This is a genomic window from Priestia sp. ST2 (genome assembly GCF_055810735.1).
This window is the reverse complement of sequence record NZ_JBVVNT010000001.1, coordinates 292,044-310,593: the sequence shown is the minus strand read 5'-3', so window position 1 is coordinate 310,593 and position 18,550 is coordinate 292,044. Positions and strand designations below refer to the sequence as shown.

The window sequence follows — 18,550 nt, the reverse complement described above, 5'->3', positions numbered from 1 at the left end:
CTACTATTGTTTCGTTGCCTCCAATACCCACACAAAGTGATTAAATTGTGTAAAGGTTATGTGAAAACCATTGCTTTCAAAGATTTGCTTTAAGACGGGAATCGTTGTATAGTATTCCCTCTCTAGATCTTCTGCTAGTTGCGTATACCCTTTTTGTTTTGCCTGAACAATGGTATCAGCAAATGAATCCGCTGTTTCAAACATTGTATCAGCAAACACTATTTTACCACCGGTTTGAAGTAACTTTCCATAGTTTATCACAGCTTCTTCTTTTTCTTTATCTGTTAAATGATGAAAAGCATACGTACTAACTAAGCTCTCTGCTGGAAACAATGATGTATCAAATTGTAAAAAGTCTCCTGGTGTGACTAAAACATCTGCCCCTAATTTCTGGTGTGCCAATTGTCTCATTGGTACTGAAGGTTCAATTCCTACTACAGTCAGTTCTTTTTCTAACAGTTTTTTTGTTAAGTTTCCAGTCCCTGTTCCAAATTCTATCACATGCCCTATTGAACGGTCTGCTACATACTCTAAGATTTCATTATAATTGCGAAACACTTCTCTATACTGTTCATCTTTCCCGCTTACCGATGCATCATACTCATTCGCCCACTTTTCAAAGATATCTAAAAACTCTAACCCCATAAAAAACGCCTCCTTATAACTAATAATTCTTATGGATATAGTATGTTTTTAGCTATCGTTTGTTCTTCATTTACAAATTATTTTAAGCTTTTAACTTTCTATTTGCTATACTATAGTAATGAGGTAAGGAGGTCGTAAGATGAATTTTGAATTTGAAATGATTGAAGATAAAATAGAATTTTTTGAAGCGCCTGATGTTAAAATGCTTGAGAAACAAATTGCGGAAAAAATTGATCAAAATAAAGCGATTTTGCTTGAGGTTCATAGCGTATCTCATCAAATGTCTGTGGACTATGAACAAGGTAAAAAACTGTACTCTGCGGTTGTTCATTTCAAATTAAAAAAGCAGCGCTAGCGCGCTGCTTTTCTTATTGAAGCTTATCCACTACTGCGGGCTTCCAGCCTTCTCCATCTACCCATTCAATTTGAACGCGGTATTTTGTTGATGAGTTGCCTTTAGGACTAACCGTAGCTACCGCTTTACCTACGCCACCGTTATTCCCTAAACGCCATACGGTCATATTGCTTGGGCTAATGCCTGACCCTTCGCCTACAGCTTTTAGCATTTCGTTCCAATCCGTTGATCCTTTTTTATAAGTTGCTGCAGGTGCATCTTGTGACGTACCTACTGAATCCCATGAAGGATCTACCTTGCGTTCTGCCACGCCAGGCTCTGGATTTTTCTCTACTTCAGCCTGTGAATCTGAGTCATTTGATTCTTCATCTGTTGCTTGATCATCTTCAGAGCTTTGGTCATCTTCAGAACTTTGATCGTCCGTTGCTTGATCATCTGTTGCTTGATCATCTTTCGAAGAATCATCGTCTTTTTTAGCCGTCTTGTCCGTTTTTTGGTCATTTGTTTGCGGATTGTTTTGAGTTGTTTCCGCTTGGTTATCCGATTTATCCTTGTTTCCAAGAATCATCGTACCACCGACAAATACAATTAAAACTGCTACGACAGCAATTAACAGATTATATAATCGGTTTACTTTTTTTTCTTTGTTTTCGTGTCTTGAAGAACGATTGTTATTCATTGCTACAATTTCCTCCAACTTTTATAATGCTTTATTCTAACATGTGTTTTCTTATACATGAAGCATCAAAATTTATTTGAAGTATATTTGTAATATTTTTTACAAATTCTTCTTGTTTTAACGTGTATTTAAGTCATACATCCCTTTAACAATATCATAAAATACGCTGTTTGTGGGAGATATCGCACTTTTTGTATTTAAATCCACTACTACCATTGCATATTTTGGATCATCTGCAGGAAAGTAACCCGCAAACCATTTATTGACGATATCTTCTTTCACATTGATTTCAGCAGTTCCTGACTTTCCTGCCACTTCATAAGGAAGCGTTTGAAATCTTCTTCCTGTTCCTTTTTCGCTCTGTACGACACCTTTTAAAAGCTGTTGCATAGAAGCAGCTGTGGCTTTATTAATGGTATCTCCTTTTAGCTCGTGCTCTTTAAACGTATACAATGACGTGTTGTTTTTATACTCTAGTGCATCTACAGCTTTTACCTGTTTCTTTTCTCCTCCGCGTGCAATTGTCGCCATCATATTTGCTACTGCAAGCGGGGTCACTTTTACATCAAGCTGTCCAATTGCCGTTTGAGCTACAGCATTTGGTACTTTCTTTTCTCTTTCATTTGTCCAAACTCTTCCCGATTTTTCTCCTAAAAACTGCTTAAAATGTTCAAAGTGAAACACATCACCCGTCCATCCTACAGGCTGAATAAGCCCTAACTTATCGGCATATTGTTCAAGGATATTCGGATTAGATATTATCATTTCTTTTGCTAGCTGTGCAAACGTTGCATTACAACTTTGCGCGAAGCTTTCTTCAAACGTCAGCTGCCCTTTTTGATGATCTTCTTCTACATTATTGCCATAAATACTTTTATCACAGTTATAGGTAAAAGAAGGCTGAATTTTATTTTGTTCAAGCGCTGCAGCTGCTGTTATGGTTTTAAATATAGATCCAGGAGTTTGTGGCGTCAGCAAACGATTTTCTACGCTGTCTGAACCATTTTGCTTTTTAAATGGATCTTTCTTATTAATCGAAGGCCTGCTGGCCATCGCAATTACTTTATTGTTTTTTATATCAATTAAGACGGCTCCTCCGTCTTTTAACTTATAATGATTTAATGTATTCTCTACTAGCTCCTGAGCAGACAAATCAAGCGTCGTACGCACACTGACTGGATAATACGGGTTAGCTGTGCCCGTGTATTTTACATCGATGCCAAACATAGGCCCACCTAGGCGATCAACATGATAAAGGAGCTTAGACTCCTGTTCCGGCAGCAAAAACTCGTCAAAAGCCCTCTGCATCCCTGAGATACCTACAGGCGTAGTTGATTTAATTGCTCCATTTTTTAATTTGTCACTATACTTCTCTTCAATTATTTGTTTGCTTTGTGCCTCTAGTCCGATTAAATGTTCAGCAAGAGGAACTGGACGCTCATCTTTTAGAGGAATTCCAAATACGCCAGGTACCTTTAATGCATTTATTTTTTCGACTTGTGCATGGGATAATTCTTTTGTAATAACAACCGGTGTTTTAGCATTCGCTAGTCTGTTCGTTAGTTCCTTTGGTTGCATTCCCACGATTTCACTTACTTGCTGAACAGGCCACTTCATTTTTTCTAAAAATGGAAACAGGACTAAGCGATTATGGGTGATAGATGTTAAAGACTGTCCATTTTTATCTTCAAATTTCCCTCGCCCGTCATCTACCACCATTTCCTGCGTACGCTGTTTTACGCTTCCTTCAATTAAGTTAATCTTTTTGTCAGTAAAAGATTCTGTGCTGACAAGCTGAAGTTGAACAAGCCGTGCTCCCAGTCCACTAATTAATAATAAAATAAAAATAAGAGTAATATAAATTCGCTTGTGAATTATTTTCATGACTACACCTCACTCTTTACAAGTGTCGACGTTGCCATTACTTTTAAAACCATTATCTTAAGAAATATTCATTCTTTTTTTCGTTTCACAAAAAAACTTGCTGATTCAGCAAGTTTTTATTATTAATTTTCTGTTAAAAATTGTTGAGTTGTTCTTAGCTTTCCTATTTTCGGAAAGATGTAAGAAAGAGTTGCTTCATGCTCTTCTTTTGTAAATGTCGCCATGGCATCCGTGATAAAAATTTGGTTATACCCATACTGAAATGCTTCACGAGCTGTGCTTTCCACACCAATATTTGTTGCAATCCCGCAAAGGACAATTGTATCAATTCCTCTTCGGCGAAGCTGAAGGTCTAAATCTGTCCCAAAAAAGGCTCCCCACTGACGTTTTGTCACAATATAATCATTCTCTTGAACATTAAGTCTTGGATCGAATTCCGCCCAGTCTGCAGGTCTTTCTTGAGGAGCAGATGGCTTTTGATCCGTTTCTGGCGTTAACGCATCTTTTCCATCTTGAAAATCTACTCGTACAAAACTAATAAATCCATTTTGTTCGCGGAAACGATTCACAAGCTGAACAGATTTCTCCACAATTTCGTCTCCTCCAATTGGAACAATCCCTTTTTGTAAATCAATTAAAACAAGCGCTGTTTTAGCAAAATCGATATCTTTCATTTTCATCTTTCCTTTCTTACATATCTTTTCTATTCACTCCGCTTTTTAAAATCATATAAAAAAAGCTGACGCGTGTCAGCTTTTTTACTTACGAGCATTCAGTAGAACGCTTCCAACCAAATGTTTTACTTAACAGATACAATTTTCACTGACATATCTCCACCAGGAGTTTGAACAGTTACTTGATCTCCAATTTGTTTGCCCATTAGACTTTTAGCAATTGGCGAATCATTTGAAATTTTCCCTTCAAACGGATCTGCTTCTGCACTACCTACAATTGTATACGTTTCTTCGTCACCATCTGGCAGCTCTACAAATGTTACAGATTTACCTAATGATACAATAGAAGAGTTTTCTACATCTTCTTCAATAATTTTCGCATTGCGAATCATATTTTCAAGCGTTGTAATACGGCCTTCTACGAAAGCCTGCTCGTCTTTTGCAGAATCGTACTCAGAGTTCTCCGATAAATCTCCAAAACTGCGGGCGATTTTGATACGCTCTACAACTTCTTTACGTTTTACTGTTTTTAAATATTCTAGCTCTTGCTCTAGCTTTAGCTTTCCTTCTTCTGTCATTGGAAATACTTTTTCTTGTGCCATAATCCCTTCACTCCTTCTTGAACTCAAAATCTCTAGTGTATACAGTCCATTTCTGTATGTACAAAAAATTTTCCACTCTGTGGAAAAATCAGTTAATAGAGAAATGACAGCTTCAAAACAGAAGCTGCTCGTTTCTCTATTCTTTATAATGTTTGTGTTTAGTTAGCAGAATATGTCTGCATTGTCTTCAAAAAAATTCCTGCATCTATGCTATGTTATTATAAAATGGCATTTTGTTCAAGAATTGTTTGAATTTTAGTGACCATCAAGTCAATCGCTACGTGGTTTTGACCGCCTTCAGGAATGATAATATCTGCATAACGTTTTGTTGGTTCAACAAACTGATTATGCATCGGGCGAACGACAGATACGTATTGATCAACAACTGACTCAAGCGTACGCTCTCGTTCTTTAATATCACGAAGCATACGACGAATGATACGAAGATCCGCATCTGTATCTACGTATAGCTTGATATCCATTAAATTACGCAAGCGCTGATCTTCTAGTACAAGAATACCTTCTAAGATAATAACATCTTTTGGTTCTTCTCTAATTACCTTTTCAGAGCGCGTATGAATTGCGTAATCATATACCGGTTTGTCAATGCTCTCATAATTTAATAAGTTTTGCAAGTGTTCAATCAGCAAATCATTATCAAATGCTAAAGGATGATCGTAGTTTGTTTGCAAACGCTGTTCAAACGGTACATCGCTTTGATCTTTATAATAATAGTCTTGCTCAAGAAGCATAATAGAATGCCCTTTAAAATATTCATAAATAGCTTTGGTTACAGTTGTTTTACCAGAACCGGATCCACCAGCGATACCGATTACAACGGGCTTTTTCCCCATTTTATATTTAAATCCCCTTTCGCATCATGTTATATGAAAATAGAGGTTGGTCCACTTTAAATTTCACAATTTGCAGCGGATGACGCGCAGCATCTAGTTCATTGCCATCTTCGTCCCAAATTTTATCTATTTTTTGCGTAAAGTTTTTAATTTCCGGACCGAAAAATTCCACTTCTTCTCCCGGTTTAAAATAGTTACGCTGTTGCAATGTCACGATGCTTGTTTCTTCATCATAATTCAATACTAAACCAGCAAAATCAAATTTTGTTTTCTTGCCGTGTACGCCAAACATTTGCTCATCTACTCCAGGAACTCCTTCAAAAAAGGCAGGAGCCGTATCGCGGTTTGCACATTTGTCTAGCTCATCAAGCCATTCTTTTTGAATCACAAAATTCTCAGGATCTGCACAGTATGCGTCAATCACCTTGCGATACACGCTCACCACTGTTGCGATATAGTGAATCGACTTCATACGTCCTTCAATTTTTAAGCTATCAATACCCAGCTCAATCATTTGAGGGATAGATTGAATTAAATTTAAGTCTTTTGGACTCATTGCAAACGGATCGTCTTGCTCATCAAATAAAGCCGTTTCCGTTTTACCGTCTTCTACTTTAAATAAATCATAGTCCCAACGGCATGATTGACAGCAGCCTCCGCGGTTTGAATCACGCGCTGTCATATGGTTACTTAGCACGCAGCGGCCTGAATAGGCAATACACATCGCTCCGTGAATAAAAGCTTCAATTTCAATATCCACTTTTTCTTTCATTTCGCGCATTTCTTCAGCACCCGTTTCACGAGCAAGTACAACACGTTCTAATCCTTCTTCTTTCCAGAACTGAACGGCTTTCCAGTTTGAAAGTGATTGCTGCGTACTTAAATGTACTTCAAGCTTAGGTGCAACGCGTCGACAGGTTTCGATAATTAACGGATCAGCGACGATGATTCCAGAAACACCAGCGCGCTCTAATCCCATTAAATAATCTTCAAGTCCGTCCATATTTTCATTATGAGCAAAAATGTTTGTTGTAACATAAATACGTGCGCCGTATTTGTTTGCAAACTGAACACCTTCTGCCATTTCTTCAAATGTAAAGTTATCTGCATTTGAACGAAGGCCAAACTCTTTTCCTCCGATAAACACAGCATCTGCTCCATAGTGTACGGCAACTTTTAATTTTTCAAGGTTACCGGCTGGAGCTAACAACTCAGGCTTCTTAGTAATCACTCGTTTACCTTCTACTACAGTATCGATTTGAACAGCCATCGTTTGTACCTCCTTTGTTTATCTTTCTTTGCATGCTTTTTAATATACCGTTTCTTTAAAGAAAAACCCTGTGTCTAACGGACGGTTAATCGGCTGCAAGCTTTCAATTTCTTCTAACAAATCGTCTTTAACGTTTTCGTATTCTTCACGGTCATCTACACATAAATCAATCGCTTGACGATATTTTTTTGTTACTTCTAAAATATATTGCGGTGACTTTAATACGCCGTCAATTTTGAATACATCTACTTCAGCATCAATCATTTCGGAAAGCTCATCGATAATGCACATATCATTTGGACTCATAATGTGCGTTCCATTTTCATCTTCGAAAATTGGATACTTATTGTTTCGCTCATTATCAAGTAAAAACATATCTTTTTCCACTTTACGATTTTCAATTTCCATGACTTTTCCTTGATACTCAAAGTAGTTGCCAAGAAGTGAACGTTTTGATTGGAACATGCACGTCATGCCATGCACCTGAACTTCAATTTCTACTTCGGCTTTTTCTTTGATATCAATGATGCTATCCATGCTTAGCTCACGAGCAAGAACTGCGCGCTTAGCTCCTTTACGCCCCCAGTAGTTACATGAATACCAGTTTGTGCCCGTTGTTTCAGTACTCCAGTGCATCTTCATTTCTGGAGCTGTTTCACGCACTGCCATCAATACAGCAGGATCTCCAAATACAATCGCATCCACGCTTGCTTCTTTTAAGAATAAAATATATTCATTTAGTTCGGCGATTTTATCATTGTGAAATAATCCGTTCATCGCTACGTAGACTTTTGCATTATGCTGATGAGAAATATTTACAGCTTCTACGATATCTTCACGTTTGAATTCACCTGCTAAACGCAAACCGTAGCGCTGTTCACCAACCATAATAGCTGTTGCTCCAGCTTGTAGTAATGATTCGATTTCTGAAACTGCAGTTGGTGTCACTAATAGTTCTGGTTTTTTCATTCTTGGTCACCTCTTTTAATACTAATCGCGATTCCGTCTCCAATAGGGAGAATAGTTGTATAATAATCGGGATGATTCATCAGCCACGTATTGTATGCCTGAATTTTTTTAATTAAGCTGCGACGTCGACGTGTTTCTACTTCGGCCAAATCGGTCGCTACGTGACCTTTAAATAGTACGTTATCCGAAATAATCATTCCTTTAGAAGACAGCATCGGCTCATAATGTTCAAAAAAACGCTGATACTGACCTTTAGCTGCATCAATAAACACTGCATCATAAGGACCATGACGTTCAATCTCATCTCTAAGCTCTAGTGCATCTCCAAACAACGACACAATTTTATCTTGTTTTCCCGCCCGTTCAATAAATTCTTGCGCTTTTTGGTAACGCTCTTCATTTCGTTCTACCGTAACCACTCGTGCCTCTGGAAGCGCATGGGTCATTCGAATAGACGAATATGCAATCGCTGTTCCAATTTCTAATATATGTTTTGGCTGATGAAGACGAAGAATTTGCAATAGCGTTTCAACACCAATCAATTCCATAATCGGAACGTGATGTTCTTTTGCATAAGCTTCCATTTCTTCAATAAGCTCCTGGCGCTTAGGAATAAGCTTTTCCACATACTGCTCTACGTTTTGTAAAAGCAAAACACTTCCTCCGTTCTCAGAAGTACATTTTACATTATGTTTTCATAACGTTTTATTACTGCAAAATAGTAAGACAACTAGTCTATTATAAGTTTTTTTCGTTTTTACGTAAACCCGATATATTTTAACATAAAAGATGGGGAATGCGAAGTATCGCGATTCCCCAATTTTAAATTTCCACTTATTTTTCGGTATTTTGCTTTTCTTTACCTGTAATATGCTTGGCTTTTTCTTTGTTATGTTCTTCTAACGTTTTGGTAAAAATAACTTTTCCTTCAGGTGTGGCCAAGAAGTATAAATAATCTGTATTGGCTGGATGTAACGCAGCTTTGATTGACATCAAACCAGAGCTGGCAATTGGTCCTGGAGGCAACCCTTTCACTTTATAAGTATTGTAAGGGGAGTCCACTTCTAAATGCTTATAGAACACGCGGTCTTTATGCTCTCCTAAGGCATATAAGACGGTTGGATCCGTTTGAAGAGGCATATTTTTTTCAAGGCGATTATAAAAGACGCTGGCAATTTTTTCTCGGTCGACTTTTGCAGTTGCTTCCTCTTCAATCAGAGAAGACATGGTTAACAATTTATGTGCACTGAATTTTTTCTTCTCCATTTGCCCACTGTACTGACCTAATACATTATTTGTTTTCCCTACCATTTTATCCAATATTTCATCTAACGACACATTTTTATCATAAAAATCATACGTAACGGGATATAAATAACCTTCTAGCGGATGTTTAATATCTTTTTGCATCACTTCATCCGTTACTAAATCTGGATATTTTTCTTTCATTTTATTGACGAATGCCTTATCGTCTAGCTTTTTCATGACTTCGTCTTTTGTAAACTTTGTATTTTTAGCAATGATATCAGCAATTTCGACAAGCTGACGTCCTTCTGGAATGGTGACACGAATATCCGGTTGTTTTGAAACCTCGCCTTTTTCCATTTTTTCAACCATTTCCCCTAAGCTCATGGAAGGAGAAAATAAATACGTTCCAGCTTGAAATCCAGACACATGGGTTAATTTTACGTAATAGCGAAATGCACTTTTACTTTTAATTAAATCTTCTTTTTGCAATACCGTACCAATCGATTGGACGGAAGAACCTTGTGGAATGGTCACATTTACTTTTTTATTGCTGTTTCGATCCACGGGCGTTAAGCGGGATTGAGCATAGAAAAATGCACCGCCAACTAGTAAAAGAAGTACGATAATTGTAATAAAAATAACTCGTTTTTTTCTTGAACGATTAGGTGGTAAAAATGTTTGTTGCGACAAGCAGCTTCCTGGTTAAATCTACTTCTGTAAAAGAAGATACAACCAGTTTCACCTCTTTTCTTCTTGATTTTTTATAAGTATGAACAGAGAGGAGACATGAGATTGCGATTCATTCGTATCGCCTATAGGTGTGAGATGGTATCGCTTCCTTAAACTCTCGCCTCTTCTAAAATTTTTCCATGATTTATGTTATTGTCTGCCCAAAGTCTAGTTTCATCCGTTCAAACAATGAATTCTTTTATTAAAATGCACTCTCACACGCAGGAATTATTATACTACAATTTATCTTATTTTTCGTCATTATCATACAATCTGCCCTAAGAATGCAAGGAAAAACCTTTTTATATCTAAAAAGAACAGCCGCTATGTAAAAAAAAGCTGATAACGATTGTCATCAGCTTTTTCACTATAATTATTCGCCTTCTTCGTCAAGGAATGTATTAACCATTTCCTCAACCATGTCCCACTCTTCTTCTGTTTCAATCGGTTGAAGCTCACCGTCTTGACCGTCTTCACTTGGTGTGAAAGCAGATGCATGAATTTCAATTTCCTCTTCATCATCTTGGTCTGCTCCGATTGGATAGTAAATTACATATGATTTGTTATATTGATCAGAATCAAATGTGAATAAAATTTCGCATAGCTGCTCATTTCCATTCTCATCGACGATTGTAATTTTATTTTCTTCTACGCTCATGTTTGCACCTCATTTTATATTGTAAGCTCTTAGCTTAACTTTTTCTTCAGCGAAAAGCAAGCCGTTCAGTTATTTCACTTCCCTTTTACGTACAAAAGAATATGCAAAAGGGAAATTCATAACTTTTCAGCTGAGGCAAAGCCTGCTGCTTTTCTTACTGCTTGCTGTCTAAGTATCCTTGAAGAATCATAACAGCTGCCATTTTATCGATTACTTTTTTGCGTTTCTTGCGGCTTACATCGGCAGACAGCAGTACTCGCTCTGCTGCCATCGTCGACAAGCGCTCGTCCCACATCATCGTTTCAATGTTAAGTTTTTCTTTGACGTTGTCAGCAAACTCAATGCACGCTTCGCCTCGAGGGCCAATCGTACCATTCATATTTTTAGGAAGACCCACTACGATTTTCTCTACGGAATATTCGTCAATTAGTTGCTGTAAACGAGGATATGATTGCTCCATCTGCTCATCTGCAATTTTAATTGTTTCAATTCCTTGCGCTGTCCATCCCATTTCATCACTAACTGCCACACCAATTGTTTTGGTTCCTACATCTAATCCTAATACGCGCATTTATGAATCCTTTCGATGCTGTTGTAAATAAGATTTAACAAGTTCTTCAATGAGCTCGTCTCGCTCTAACTGGCGAATTGTGTTTCTCGCATCGTTATGACGAGGAATGTAAGCAGGGTCTCCTGATAACAAATACCCAACGATTTGGTTGATCGGGTTGTAGCCTTTTTCTTGCAGTGCGTCATAAACCGTAAACAATACTTCATGTACGTTTGTTTCAGCTGGCTCATCTTGAAAATTAAATTGCATGGTTTTATCAAATGAACTCACGGTCCCACCTCACTCTCTTAATTTGTGAACACATTGTGCACTATGCTAAGTCTTATTTATATTGTACACCAAGAAAGAGGAGAATTAAACGGATTTAACCCATTCTTCTACAGTGCCAAGTGCTTTTTCAATTTGGCTAGCGTCTTTTCCTCCAGCTTGCGCCATGTCAGGACGTCCGCCTCCGCCTCCGCCGCAAATCGTCGCTACTTCTTTAACAAGTTTGCCTGCATGATGGCCCTTAGCAATTAAATCTTTTGTTACACCTGCAATAATATTTACCTTTTCACCTTGTGGAGAAGCTAATACGATCACAGCGGATTCTAATTTTTGTTTTAAATCGTCAACCATTGCGCGAAGGTTATTCATATCCGTTGCATTCACTTTCGCTGCTAGTACATTCACACCATTAATGTTTTGCACGCGGTCAACGAGATTGCCAGCTTCAATATTGCCAAGCTTTGTAGATAGTGAATCATTTTCACGCTGAAGGTTACGAATTTCTTCTAGTAATCCTTCAACTCGCCCTACTAAATCACGCGGGTTGGATTTTACTTTTGCCGCAGCTTCTTTTAGTAAGCCTACTTGATCGTTCATTAACTGATAGGCAGCTTTTCCAGTTACAGCTTCAATGCGTCGAGTACCTGCACCGATTCCCGATTCTGATACAATTTTAAATAAACCGATAACAGACGTATTTGGCACGTGACATCCACCACATAATTCTAAGCTGTAGTCGCCTACTTGTACTACGCGCACGATATCTCCGTATTTCTCACCAAATAGCGCCATTGCACCCATCGCTTTTGCTTCGTCAATTGCTTTGTTTTCAATTTGTACAGAGATGCTGTCCCAAATCTTTTCATTAACGATTTGTTCAATTTTCTCGAGCTCTTCTTGTGTCACTTGACCAAAGTGAGAGAAGTCAAAGCGCAAGCGATCCGCTGTTACTAAAGAACCCGCTTGATTAACATGCGTTCCTAACGTATCTTTTAATGCTTGATGCAATAAATGCGTTGCCGTATGGTTTTTCACAATCGCACTGCGGTTTTCTTCATCAAGCGTCGCCGTATATGTTTCACCTTTTACAAGCTCACCGTTTGTTACAGCTACCGTTTGGACATTTTGGCCGTTTGGCGCTTTTTGAACGTCTTTTACTTGCGCTGTTCCTGCAGCACTTTGGATCGTACCTTGGTCCGCAATTTGACCGCCGCTTTCTGCATAGAATGGCGTGTGGCTTAAGATGACTTGCGCTTCTGTTCCAGCTTCAGCGCGGTCAACAAGCTCACCGTCTACAATAATTGCTTCAACAACTGTTTCTACTTCATTTTTATCATAGCCAACAAACTCACTTGCAACGGTTACTTCACCAAGTACGCCGCCTTGAACTTGCATAGAACTAGAATCTTGACGAGCAGCACGCGCACGCTCACGCTGTGCTTCCATTTCACGTTCAAAACCTGCATGATCAATTTTCATGTTCTCATCTTCTGCATATTCTTCCGTTAATTCAACAGGGAATCCATACGTGTCATATAAACGGAAAACATCTTCGCCTTGTACCGTATCACTGTTTTGCGCTTTTTCTTTTTTAATAACGGTTGCCAAAATAGCTAGTCCGTCATTTAACGTTTCGTGAAAACGCTCTTCTTCATTTTTTACTACGCGCTGGATAAAATCCGTTTTTTCCTTTACTTCCGGATAGAAATCAACCATGATTTCACCTACTACCGGCACTAGCTCGTACATGAACGGACGATTAATGTTTAACTTTTTAGCATAGCGAACTGCTCGGCGTAACAAACGGCGCAGCACATACCCACGGCCTTCATTTGAAGGAAGCGCACCATCACCTACAGCAAATGTTACCGTACGAATATGGTCAGCAATGACTTTAAATGCCGTATCTTGCTCATCATTTGTACGATATTTAGCGCCTGAAATGTTTTCTGTTGCTTCAATAATTGGCATAAACAAATCTGTATCAAAGTTTGTTTGCACGTCTTGAATAACAGAAACCATACGCTCTAAGCCCATTCCCGTATCGATGTTTTTCTTTGGAAGCGGCGTGTACGTGCCATCAGGATTGTGATTAAATTGAGAAAATACAAGGTTCCAAATTTCTAAATAGCGCTCATTTTCTCCACCTGGATATAATTCGGGATCAGTTAGGTCATTTCCATATGCTTCTCCGCGATCATAAAAGATCTCTGTATTTGGACCACTCGGACCTTCTCCGATATCCCAGAAATTACCTTCTAAACGAATGATGCGCTCTTTAGGCACGCCCATTTTTTCATTCCAAATCTTAAATGCTTCTTCATCTTCAGGGTGAACTGTTACAGATAGCTTATCTGCGTCGAATCCAATCCATTTATCGCTCGTTAAGAATTCCCATGCCCATTGGATGGCTTCTTCTTTGAAATAATCACCGATAGAGAAATTGCCAAGCATTTCAAAAAACGTATGATGGCGAGCCGTTTTACCTACGTTTTCGATATCGTTTGTACGAATGGATTTTTGTGCGTTACAAATACGCGGATTTTGAGGAATAACACGACCATCAAAATATTTTTTTAATGTAGCTACTCCACTGTTAATCCATAATAAAGATGGATCTTCATGCGGAACTAAAGATGCGCTTGGTTCTACATCATGGCCTTTTTCTTTAAAGAAATCTAAATACATTTGACGAACTTGTGCTGACGTCAGTTTTTTCATGATTGGTCCTCCTTTAATACTCTTCTTATTTATAGACAAAAAAATGATGACATAAAAGCATCTATTTTCTCCGTGTACAAAAGCAATTGCTAGTTATTTGCACACAAAAAAACTCTCATCCCTGTAGCAGGGACGAGAGTTGAACTCGCGGTACCACCCTGATTATAAATGCCAAAAGCATTTATCACCTTCATAGCGTTAACGTTGCTGACACGGCAGGTTTTAGCCTGCACTCTGGACTAGCGTTCAGCTGCTCTTTGTTTAGCGCTTCTTTCAGCCAAGGAAGCCCTTCTCTAAAAACCAGTGTGCAACGTACTCGATCCATCATTGTGTTTAAAATATGTAGCGTTTTCTTATGGCGATATTATGACAAATTAACCGCTCTTTGTCAATGTTTGAGCGTATAAGAGCGGATATGCAAAATAGATATTTTAATGACTGCTAAAATTGGCACAGCCAAAATGAGACCCAATACTCCTCCAAATTCTCCTCCTAAAAGGAGCGCAAGCATGATAAACAAAGGATGAATATGAAGACTCTTTCCTACGATAAGCGGAGACAGCACATTTCCCTCTAGAAACTGCAGCACAAAGATTATAATGACAATGGTAATAACCAACTTTATCGAGATTGTGGCTGCAATAATAGCCGCTGGAACTGCACCAATAATCGGGCCAAAATAAGGAATGATATTCGTTACACCAATAATGAAGCCTAAAAGAAGTGCATAAGGTACATGAAAGAACCACAGTGCTGCCGTGGCAATCACACCAATAATGAGACAAACAAAAAACTGCCCTCTAATATAATTGCCGAGCGATTCATTCACATCCGATAAAAAACGTTCGCCTGGTTTGTGCCACTTTTTAGGCGTGACATAAGCCGTTGCTTTCTTAATAGAGGAAAAATCCTTCAGCATATAAAAAACAATAAATGGAATAATGATTAAAATTAAAAAAGAGGTAATCAATGACTTTAATCCTTCGGCCACTTTTGTAAGCCACACGTTGAGCGTAGCCTCTACATCATCAATGCTGCCTTCAATTTTCTCATGTACACCGTTTGGAAGTGAAGTTGTACGATCATGAATCGATTCTACCCAATGTCTATATGTATTCGTAAAATGAGGCAGCTGTTCGTTTAAATCTTTTACTTGTTCCACAAAAATAGGATACGACTTATAGGCTCCAAACCCAATTCCTCCAAAAAAGATGATGTAGATCAGTAAAATAGCTAGAGGACGAGGCACGCCTTTATCATGCGTTTTTTCAATAAGCGGATGAAGTAAATATGTAATGAATGCTGCAATAAAAAAAGGCAGCAGTGCTTTTAAAAACATGTAAATAACAGGAAGCCATAAAAACTGGACTTTAAAAAAGACTAATATGCACAGCAGCGCTAATAACAGCAGTCCGAATCTATAGAACCATTTGAATGAACTATCTTTCAACGTAAACTCCTCCTCTCTTCTATTTTTTGATAAAGGAAGGAGTTTATACATGCTGTTGTCTCTTCTGCCTGCAAAAAAGCACTATTGCAGCTCAGTGCAATAGTGCTTTTTTTATTAGTGAATAGCTTTCATCATACGTTTACGCATTTTTTTCATATTTCTTTTTGTAAACATCTCTCGATCATCTGCCATTTTAAATGCATAAGCTCCAAGACCGAAAGCGACTACTGACGGAATAATTCTGCCCATTGCTCTTCCTCCCGGTAAAAAAGAATTAGAAATTAATTGTGCGCTCGTCGTCTGAGAACAAATCATCAAGCGAGCTCAATGTTCCATCTTCTTCTACTTGGTGAGTATTAATTTGTCCTTTTGAAATAGTCATTTCAATAAAACAATTCCAACAGTAATACTGATTTACACCAATTTTGCCAACGTCAATACTTTTACAGTTTGGACATTTAAACAAAGTCGACACCTCTTTATACGTTCTACTTATATAAACGCATTATGTCCACTTCTTTCCATGTCCATACTTTATTTTCTGACAATTAGCAAAGAAGGATGGCAACAAAGGAGTTTATTTAACTCTTTGTTAGCATACGAAAGGTTACATGAAATCATACGGCGTAACGTTTTCCATCCCAATATTTGCATCTTTCATAAATGGAATTTCGGGATCTTCTATGTCGTTATCCAAGCTTTCTCGAAGCAACGGCTGTAAATTCGTTTGGCGAACGCTGTCTTCATTTCGGCTAACTCCCAGCTGAAACGCTTCGTCTTCTCCGCATAAAATTAAAAACTGTTTGCTTCGCGTAACGGCGGTATAAAGTAAATTACGTCGCAGCATCCGGTAATAGCTTTTAACAATTGGAAGCACAACAATTGGAAATTCACTTCCCTGTGATTTATGAATGGAACAGCAGTATGCATGAGTTATTTGATTAAAGTCTTGCTTTGTGTAAGTTACTTCATTTCCTTCATATGAAATAACCAGCATATCCTGTTTTTCCGTATTTTCTTTGGCAAAGAAAACCGAGACGATTTCTCCCATATCTCCGTTAAATACGTTGCTATCCGGCTGATTTACAAGCTGCAGCACTTTATCTCCGACTCGGTACGTAATATCTCCGTGCTTAAGCTCTCTTCTTTGTTCAGAAGCCGGGTTGAATAATTCCTGAAGAACTTCATTCAGCTTATCAATACCTGCAGGACCTTTATACATAGGAGCTAAAACTTGAATATCTTTAGCCGTATAGCCTTTTTTTAACGCATTCCCGCAAACTTGTTGCACGACGTTCGTGATGTGCTGTCCTTGACAACGGATAAAAGAACGATCTCCTTGCTGCCTTGATAAGTCTTCCGGAAGCTTTCCTTTTTTTATTTCATGAGCCAAATCAATAATTGACGATCCTTCCGCTTGCCGGTATACATCTGTCAGCCGGACGGTAGGAACTACTTCTGAACTCAGTAAATCTTTTAACACCTGTCCCGGCCCTACTGAAGGAAGCTGGTCTTCGTCTCCAACTAAAATAACCTGTAAATTAGCAGGAAGAGATTTAAACAGCTGATGAGCAAGCCACAAATCTACCATTGATACTTCATCCACAATCAGTAATTTTCCGTCAATTGGATTTTCCTCATTATGATCAAATCCTTCTTGTCCGTTCCATTTTAATAATCTGTGAATGGTAACTGCCGGAAGTCCCGTCGCTTCGCTCATTCGTTTAGCAGCGCGTCCAGTAGGTGCCACAAGTAAAACAGGAAAAGCTTCATCTTTTTTATAATCCCCTGGATTTAACGAACATCCGTGAAGTTCTGCATAGAGTTCGACTATTCCTTTAATAACCGTTGTTTTCCCTGTACCTGGTCCACCTGTTAAGAGAAGCATCGGAGACATTAAAGCGGTTTGTATGCCCTTGCGCTGAGAAGGTGCATATTGCACGTCTAATCGCTCTTCTAGTTCACCCAGTGCCAATAAGAATTCTGATTCTGGAAACTGCTCTTCGTACTGTGTTTGAGCCATAATTTTTTGAATAGCTTTAACCAGCCCTTTTTCAGCATAGAAAAGGGGAGGAAAATAAATTTTTTCGTCTTGAATGATAAGCTTTTTGTCTGCTTTTAATGCGTCCACTTCTCTTGTAAGATCCATTTCAGACAGGTTCTCATGCCTGCTTTTTCGAAGAAGCTCTGCTGTTTTTCCATACAGTTGATCTGCCGTGACGTATACATGTCCCATTTGATTGCATTCTTGCTCAATGACATATAAAATACCTGCACGCAAACGATCAGGATGATTGGTTGCCATACCAAGCCTCTTTCCAAGTTCATCGGCCCTGCTAAAGCCAATACCTTGAATATCTTCTACGAGCTGATAAGGATTATTTTGAACAATTTCAAGCGCTTCTTGTTTGTACGCTTGGAAAATCTTCATCGAAAGCTGCGGTCCAAACCCAAGGTCTGTCAGCTTTACCATTACTTCTTCTAACCCTTGATGTTCACGAAGCTGCGTGACTAAAGCTTCTGCCTTGTCGGCTGAAAGCCTCGGAACCTCTTTTAGCACAGACTCATTTTGCAAAATACGAAAAATAGCGCGTTCTCCTAGAGCGTCCACAATGTTTTCAGCAGTTTTTTTACCGATTCCGTGAAATAAATCGCTAGACAGGTACTGAACAACCCCTTGCCTTGATTGCGGAAGTTCTTTTTTAAACTGTTCAACATGAAACTGCAGACCAAACTTTGGATGCTCTTTGAAGTCTCCGTAAAACGTGTATACTTCATCTTCATTCAGCTTAGGAAAATAGCCTGTAACGACCGTTTCTTTATCTTCAATCTCTAAATTTGTTTTTTTGATCCGTATCCGCGTAACGTTATATAAGTTTTCTTCGTTATGAAAGACCGTTACAATCGACGTGCCGCTTATATAATGACGTTCTGGCTGTGAAGGGTTCACTTGTTCTTCGTTCATGTTATCCTT

At 38.5% G+C, this 18,550-nt stretch carries 19 protein-coding genes; 1 reads left to right on the top strand and 18 read right to left on the bottom strand.

Going from position 1 to position 18,550, the window contains the following annotated elements; genetic code table 11:
- Positions 1-3: 3 nt before the first annotated feature.
- Positions 4-645 carry a class I SAM-dependent methyltransferase gene (locus AC0KUU_RS01525; protein ID WP_013059274.1) on the bottom strand — a complete coding sequence of 214 codons (642 nt, stop codon included), beginning with the start codon at positions 643-645 and terminating at the stop codon, positions 4-6.
- A gap of 139 nt (positions 646-784) precedes the next feature.
- Here AC0KUU_RS01525 and AC0KUU_RS01520 point away from each other — a divergent pair, with 139 nt between their 5' ends.
- On the top strand, positions 785-1,000 hold the full coding sequence (locus AC0KUU_RS01520) for a DUF2536 family protein (RefSeq protein WP_013085082.1): 216 nt from the start codon (positions 785-787) through the stop codon (positions 998-1,000).
- Between the two features lie 13 nt (positions 1,001-1,013).
- Here AC0KUU_RS01520 and AC0KUU_RS01515 read toward each other — a convergent pair whose 3' ends face one another.
- The 17 genes from AC0KUU_RS01515 to recD2 form a co-directional block, all read right to left on the bottom strand.
- Positions 1,014-1,679, bottom strand: coding sequence for a YrrS family protein (locus AC0KUU_RS01515; RefSeq protein ID WP_013059276.1), 666 nt, complete (start codon positions 1,677-1,679; stop codon positions 1,014-1,016).
- A gap of 117 nt (positions 1,680-1,796) precedes the next feature.
- Complete coding sequence (locus AC0KUU_RS01510; RefSeq protein ID WP_043976159.1) at positions 1,797-3,563, bottom strand: peptidoglycan D,D-transpeptidase FtsI family protein; 1,767 nt, start codon at positions 3,561-3,563, stop codon at positions 1,797-1,799.
- Between the two features lie 122 nt (positions 3,564-3,685).
- Positions 3,686-4,243 (bottom strand): isochorismatase family protein, encoded by a 558-nt coding sequence (locus AC0KUU_RS01505; RefSeq protein ID WP_026106703.1) that lies wholly within the window; start codon positions 4,241-4,243, stop codon positions 3,686-3,688.
- Between the two features lie 119 nt (positions 4,244-4,362).
- Entirely contained in the window at positions 4,363-4,839 is a 477-nt protein-coding gene (gene greA, locus AC0KUU_RS01500; protein ID WP_013059279.1) for a transcription elongation factor GreA, read from the bottom strand.
- A 218-nt stretch (positions 4,840-5,057) separates the two neighbouring features.
- Entirely contained in the window at positions 5,058-5,693 is a 636-nt protein-coding gene (gene udk / locus AC0KUU_RS01495; protein ID WP_013059280.1) for a uridine kinase, read from the bottom strand.
- Between the two features lie 7 nt (positions 5,694-5,700).
- Complete coding sequence (locus AC0KUU_RS01490; RefSeq protein WP_013059281.1) at positions 5,701-6,963, bottom strand: peptidase U32 family protein; 1,263 nt, start codon at positions 6,961-6,963, stop codon at positions 5,701-5,703.
- A 39-nt stretch (positions 6,964-7,002) separates the two neighbouring features.
- A complete protein-coding gene (locus tag AC0KUU_RS01485) occupies positions 7,003-7,932 on the bottom strand; it encodes a peptidase U32 family protein (protein WP_028410597.1) in 930 nt (309 codons plus the stop codon).
- A complete protein-coding gene (locus AC0KUU_RS01480) occupies positions 7,929-8,585 on the bottom strand; it encodes an O-methyltransferase (protein ID WP_013059283.1) in 657 nt (218 codons plus the stop codon). The genes AC0KUU_RS01485 and AC0KUU_RS01480 overlap by 4 nt, the downstream gene beginning before the upstream one ends.
- Positions 8,586-8,766: 181 nt before the next feature.
- Positions 8,767-9,870 (bottom strand): endolytic transglycosylase MltG, encoded by a 1,104-nt coding sequence (gene mltG, locus AC0KUU_RS01475; RefSeq protein ID WP_013085087.1) that lies wholly within the window; start codon positions 9,868-9,870, stop codon positions 8,767-8,769.
- 412 nt (positions 9,871-10,282) lie between these two features.
- Positions 10,283-10,567, bottom strand: coding sequence for a DUF1292 domain-containing protein (locus tag AC0KUU_RS01470; protein ID WP_013059285.1), 285 nt, complete (start codon positions 10,565-10,567; stop codon positions 10,283-10,285).
- Positions 10,568-10,721: 154 nt separating this feature from the next.
- On the bottom strand, positions 10,722-11,138 hold the full coding sequence (gene ruvX / locus AC0KUU_RS01465) for a Holliday junction resolvase RuvX (RefSeq protein WP_013059286.1): 417 nt from the start codon (positions 11,136-11,138) through the stop codon (positions 10,722-10,724).
- Entirely contained in the window at positions 11,139-11,408 is a 270-nt protein-coding gene (locus AC0KUU_RS01460) for an IreB family regulatory phosphoprotein (protein ID WP_013059287.1), read from the bottom strand.
- A gap of 84 nt (positions 11,409-11,492) precedes the next feature.
- Positions 11,493-14,126: an alanine--tRNA ligase gene (alaS, locus tag AC0KUU_RS01455; RefSeq protein WP_097824621.1), complete on the bottom strand. Its 2,634-nt coding sequence runs from the start codon at positions 14,124-14,126 to the stop codon at positions 11,493-11,495.
- Positions 14,127-14,514: 388 nt separating this feature from the next.
- Positions 14,515-15,576, bottom strand: a complete 1,062-nt coding sequence (locus AC0KUU_RS01450) for an AI-2E family transporter (protein ID WP_013059290.1) — start codon at positions 15,574-15,576, stop codon at positions 14,515-14,517.
- A 114-nt stretch (positions 15,577-15,690) separates the two neighbouring features.
- Entirely contained in the window at positions 15,691-15,825 is a 135-nt protein-coding gene (locus AC0KUU_RS01445; RefSeq protein WP_013059291.1) for a YrzQ family protein, read from the bottom strand.
- A 25-nt stretch (positions 15,826-15,850) separates the two neighbouring features.
- Complete coding sequence (locus tag AC0KUU_RS01440) at positions 15,851-16,042, bottom strand: hypothetical protein (RefSeq protein ID WP_013059292.1); 192 nt, start codon at positions 16,040-16,042, stop codon at positions 15,851-15,853.
- Positions 16,043-16,183: 141 nt separating this feature from the next.
- Entirely contained in the window at positions 16,184-18,541 is a 2,358-nt protein-coding gene (gene recD2, locus AC0KUU_RS01435) for an SF1B family DNA helicase RecD2 (protein ID WP_013059293.1), read from the bottom strand.
- Positions 18,542-18,550: the final 9 nt, after the last annotated feature.